Source organism: Desulfolutivibrio sp., assembly GCF_036584575.1.
Lineage (GTDB): Bacteria > Desulfobacterota > Desulfovibrionia > Desulfovibrionales > Desulfovibrionaceae > Desulfolutivibrio.
The window spans coordinates 1-5,073 of the sequence record NZ_JAZHDB010000081.1 but is presented as its reverse complement, the minus strand read 5'-3'; the positions used below and the strand labels follow the sequence as shown (position 1 = coordinate 5,073).

Sequence of the window (5,073 nt, the reverse complement as noted above, 5' to 3'; positions counted from 1 at the left end):
ACGGCCAGATAGCGTCCCTTGTCCGTTTCCAAAACGAACGCCTCGGCCATGTCCACACCCTGGGTGCGGCAAAACCCCAGGGCGGCCTTGGTGGGCGCGCCGTCCGGCCCGAAGGCCACCTTCTCCGGCGGGCCGCTGACAACCTCTTCCTCGCGACGGGTCATGGCGTCCATACCCGTGACGGACACCCCGAGGCGTCTGGCGGTGACAAAGGGGCGGATGCGGTCGAAACCGATCCGGGCCTGGGTCAGACGTTCGGAAAAAATCGTTTCGATCTCCGAGGAAAGCCCGGATAAAAAGCGGGCGGGCATCTCCTCGAAACCGATCTCAAGTAGAAAATGGGGCATGACCGGTCCTTTTTCGTTAGGCGACAAGCATGGGATAGCCGAGCTCCTCGCGCTGGGCGGCATAGAGCCGGGCCAGGGACGAGGCCAGGGCGCGCACCCGGGCGATGTAGCCCGTGCGTTCGGTGATGGAGATGGCCCCCCGGGCCTGGAGCATGTTGAAGGCGTGGGAGCACTTCAGGCAATAGTCGTAGGCTGGCCAGGGCAGGCCGCGGTCGCACAGTCTGCGGCATTCGGCCTCATAGGCATTGAAGAAGGACAGCAGCATGGCGGCGTCGCTTTCTTCGAAATTGTAGGTGGAATGCTCGAACTCGGCCCGGTGATGCACATGGCCGTAGGTCACATGGTCATTCCAGGACAGGTCGTAGACCGACTCCTTTTCCTGAAGATACATGGTCAGCCGCTCCAGGCCGTAGGTCAGCTCCACGCTGACCGGGGACAGCTCGATGCCGCCCACCTGCTGGAAATAGGTGAACTGGGTGACTTCCATGCCGTTGAGCCAGACCTCCCAGCCCAGACCGCTGGCCCCCAGAGTGGGGGATTCCCAGTCGTCTTCCACGAAACGGATATCATGATGCGAAGGGTCGATGCCCAGGGCCTTCAGGCTGTCCAGGTACAACTCCTGGACATTCTCGGGCGAAGGCTTGAGGATGACCTGGAACTGGTAGAAGTTCTGGAGTCGATTGGGGTTTTCGCCGTAGCGGCCGTCCGTGGGCCGCCTTGAGGGTTCCACATAGGCCACCCGCCAGGGTTCGGGGCCGATGACCCGAAAAAACGTGGCCGGATTGAAGGTTCCGGCCCCCACCTCGATGTCGTAGGGCTGGGCCACCACGCACCCGGCGTCGGCCCAGAAACGCTGCAAGGTCAAGATGACGTCCTGAAAATGCATTCCGTTCTCCATGCCCCCTTCGTCCCGGATCTCCCCGGTTGTGGCGGCGTCAGTTTTTGATAAAGGTTCCGTGTTCCCAGGAAAGCCCCAGGTGGTAGGCGACAAAACGATCCAGCAGCCGGGAGAACTCCCCAACCGCCGCTGGCGACGGGGCGAGTTCGGCCCATGTCGCCGGGCCCGCCCGGCGCACGGTCTCCAGGAGCGTCACCGTCTCCCGGCCAAGCCGGACGAAGGTTCCCCGCCCCGGCCGGTGGCAGGCCGGACACAGAAACCGCCCTTCCTCCACATGAAACACGGCCCCCGCAATATCGGCACAGGCCGCGCCACAGGCGTGACAGGCGGACAGGGAAGGGAAAAAGCCCTGGTCGCAGGCCACCCTGGCCCGAAAATACACGGGAAAAAGCCGTGGCGGCACGGGTTCGTCCGAAAGGGCCGCCAGACTCTCCAGAAGCATATCGTGAGCCGCCCGCGCCCCGGGAGGGGGAACGTCCACGGCCTCGAAAAATTTCAGACAATTGACGGCCATGCCCAGACGCCCCGGGTCAGCCCGCAGTCGACCATGTCCGTTGACAAGCCGCCCCTCCAAAAGGGTGTGGTAGGCCCGACCGCTTTTGACCTTGAAATGGACGTGATTGAAGACGTCCAGACAGCCGCAAAACCGTCTGCGGCTGCGGCAGCCTCCAAAGGCGAAGGCGGTATAGACGCCGCGCGAGGGCGAAAAAAGCCGCACCCAGGCATCTATTTCCCGAAAACGGCCCACCCGCAAAACGAGAGCCTTCTCGGAAAATTCCATTCTCCGCTCCTCGCGTCCGCACCATCCGCGTCGTGTCGCACCGGCCTTTTCGGCCGTTTACGGTCCACATGGACCTCGCCGCTTTTCGCTCCCGCCTTCGCTGCGATTTCCCCCACCCTCCCGGCGTCGCCGCCTCAGGGATTGGGGAAACGGACGGTCTTGGCCTCACCCCGTTGGGTGCTCACGGGCATCTCCTGCCCCTCATGCCGGAACACCACGCTGCTGGGATTGCCGAGCCGGACCTCGATCTTTTCCTTGTACGGTTCGGTCAGGGTCTGTCCCTTCTTGACGTACACCTCTTTGGGCTTGCCGCCGTCGACAGTCACGATGACCCAGCTGCCGTCCGCACCGATGATCTCCAGGCTGCGGGCGCCAGTTGGTCCCGTGGCGGCGCCCTCGGAGGGGTTCGCCGTCTCCGGGGCCGGAGAAGACACGGCGGGAGGCACGGCGGGAGGAGCGACCGTCACCGTGGAGGGTAACGCGACCGTGCCGGGGGCGGCCTTTCCCGGCGGCGATCCGGCTGGGACGGCGGGCGCGCCGACAGAAGGTTTCGCACTCAGCGGCACATGGGTCGTCAGTGAGGTGGACGCGGGCTGCTGGGTCTCAAGGTTCGCCTTGGCCACGAATTTCAGCGTTTTGACCTCGCCCGAGCCTGCCTGCAACGGATAGTTTTTGTCGTCGTAACGAACTTCCACGCCACCGGCGTTGCCGAGCCGAACCAGCAGGGACTCGTTGAAATTGCCGACAAACCGTTTCCCCTTGGCCAGCATGATCCCTTTGGTGATGCCGCCATCCACCGAAACGTCGATCCAGCACTCGGCCAAGGCGAGTATGGTCACGGAATGGGCGCCATGTTCCCCGAGCACGACATCCGGAGACAGTGACGGATCGGCGGGCTCTTCCGTATCCGCCGCCGATGCGGCCTCGGAGGTCGGGGCGTCAGGCTCCGCAGCCGGAACCCGGGGCGTTTCAGGCGGACTGAGCGTCAACGGCTGCGAGGTTGCCGATTGATCGGCAACGGGTGCGGCGGGCGTCGTGCGATTGTCCGGGACCGCAATCAAAGGAACAGTCCCGGGAGATGCCGTCTCGGCATGGGGATCGGCAGCACTCCCGGGCTTGGCCTGGGAATTCTGATCCGGCGAAGATCCCTGGGCAAGCTCGGGAGCGGACGCCTGGGACGAGGGGACGGGGGGCGTCGACCGCCCGATATGAAACGGCATGAGTGAAAAAAACCACAGCACGGCCACAACGACAACCAGGATGGCCACCGCGACGATGACGTAGCGCAGATACCCGCCCCCCCCGTTTCGGATGATCGTGGCCTGGGTGACCGAGTCATTCAATTCATGTTGCGGCGTCAGGTTGGAATCCGGAATGACGCCTACGGCCTCCGAAAACGCCTCGCCGATCTCTTCGGGGTCAAGATCGAGCAACTTTGCATAGTTTTTGACAAACCCTTTGGCATAGACCGGATGGGGAAGTCCGCCCTTATCGCCTTCTTCAATGGCGACAAGGCAGGCTCTCCCTATCTTTATCTTATCGATGACATCATTGTCCGATAGGCCGCGTCGTTCCCGCTCCGCTTTCAGCAAAGCTCCCAATTCGCGTAAATCCATATTCGATTACTCCCTAAACGTGAACGTGCGGGAGCCATGAGGCTCCACTGCTCGTTCCGCCTGTCTTCGGGGCAGTTCCCAGAGGGCCTTGCAGCCTGCAAGGGCCACAATGCCCATCCTTCCGGGATGGATGACGAGACATGGCTGCTACAGGCGGAGGTCGACGACCGCCTTGGAGCGCAATGTATTCATATATTCCTGGAAAAGCTTCTCAAACTTGGTTCGAAACAGCATTTCGTACACCTGGCCGCGCGCCTGCTCGAACGATTGGGACGTACTCGCGGAAGCGGGGGCGGCGTCGGCCGCCGCCGGGGCGTCGGACGTGGCCTTGCGAATAAGAAGCACCGCCTTCCCTTCCAGGGGAATCGGCTTGGTGACCTGTCCGGCGGGGGTGTCCTGCAGCGCCTTGCGCAAGGGCGGGGCCAGATCATCGGCGGACACGTCGCCGCCAAGGTCTCCCCCCTGCTCCTTCCCCGGGCCGATGGAAAACTTCCGGGCTGCATCCGCAAAGGACAGTTGCCCCGAGGCGATCTTTTGCCGCAGGGACTCGGCCTCGGCCATGCTGCCGACCATGATGAACCCGATGGCCCCCGGGGTCCGGCGGGCCAGGTTGGCCTTGGGATCGGGAATGTTCCCCCCCATCTGGTCGTAATACTGGCGCACTTCGTCGTCCGTGACCAAAATCCGCTTATTGACCATATACCCAAGCAGTTGGTGCTTGATGGCCTCTGTCTCCAACCCTTTCTCGAATTCCTGCCGCGTCAGTCCTTCCTGGGCGAGCTGCTTCCGGAACTGCTCTTCATTCATGCCGTTTTGTTTCTTCAACTCATTGATCTTCGTCGCGATTTCCGTTTCTGAAACGGTAATCCCGAGTTTTTCCGCCGCCTGCTTGATCAGGATGTCATTGATCATGGAGTCCAGGACACGCCGTTGCAGCTCGACGTACTCCGGATCATTCTGTGAAATGCTGATGCCTTGCGCCTGGGACAGCATTTTATTGAGTTTTTCGTTAAGTTCAAAAAGGGTGATAAGTTGGCCGTTGACCACAGCCACCACTCTATCGACAAGTTCGACGGCATGACTCTGTGCAATGCAGATGAAAAGGCACAGGGCGATCACAAGGGAGGAGAACGCACGGGACAAGGTATCCTCCGGCAGGCCGGGCTTTCCGGCTTCGGATGAAGGTTTGCACAATATAAAAAACGGGCAATGAAGATATGCCCCTTGCCTCGCCTGGCGTCCGCCCCTGCGGACACGGCACCCGGTCAAGCTATAGACGCTTTTGACTGGACAGGCAATCCGCTCCCGCAGGCCTTCCATGCCTGAGGTGCAACCTCATGGGAAATCCGCAGTTTTCACCTCGCGGGCCGACGATTCCACACGTTCCTGCCGATCCTGGAAGCGGTAGCTGATGTCGCTGGGGCTGCCAAA

At 61.9% G+C, this 5,073-nt stretch carries 5 protein-coding genes; all 5 read right to left on the bottom strand.

Annotated elements, in window-relative coordinates:
- Positions 1–347 (bottom strand): glycine--tRNA ligase subunit beta (locus V3572_RS06270; protein ID WP_332110124.1); only part of this gene is annotated, 347 nt, incomplete at its 3' end.
- 16 nt (positions 348–363) lie between these two features.
- Positions 364–1,233: a glycine--tRNA ligase subunit alpha gene (gene glyQ, locus V3572_RS06265; protein WP_332110123.1), complete on the bottom strand. Its 870-nt coding sequence runs from the start codon at positions 1,231–1,233 to the stop codon at positions 364–366.
- A 49-nt stretch (positions 1,234–1,282) separates the two neighbouring features.
- Positions 1,283–2,026, bottom strand: a complete 744-nt coding sequence (gene recO / locus V3572_RS06260; protein WP_332110122.1) for a DNA repair protein RecO — start codon at positions 2,024–2,026, stop codon at positions 1,283–1,285.
- A 134-nt stretch (positions 2,027–2,160) separates the two neighbouring features.
- Positions 2,161–3,642 carry a RodZ domain-containing protein gene (locus tag V3572_RS06255; protein WP_332110121.1) on the bottom strand — a complete coding sequence of 494 codons (1,482 nt, stop codon included), beginning with the start codon at positions 3,640–3,642 and terminating at the stop codon, positions 2,161–2,163.
- A gap of 147 nt (positions 3,643–3,789) precedes the next feature.
- Entirely contained in the window at positions 3,790–4,962 is a 1,173-nt protein-coding gene (locus V3572_RS06250) for a SurA N-terminal domain-containing protein (RefSeq protein ID WP_332110120.1), read from the bottom strand.
- Positions 4,963–5,073: the final 111 nt, after the last annotated feature.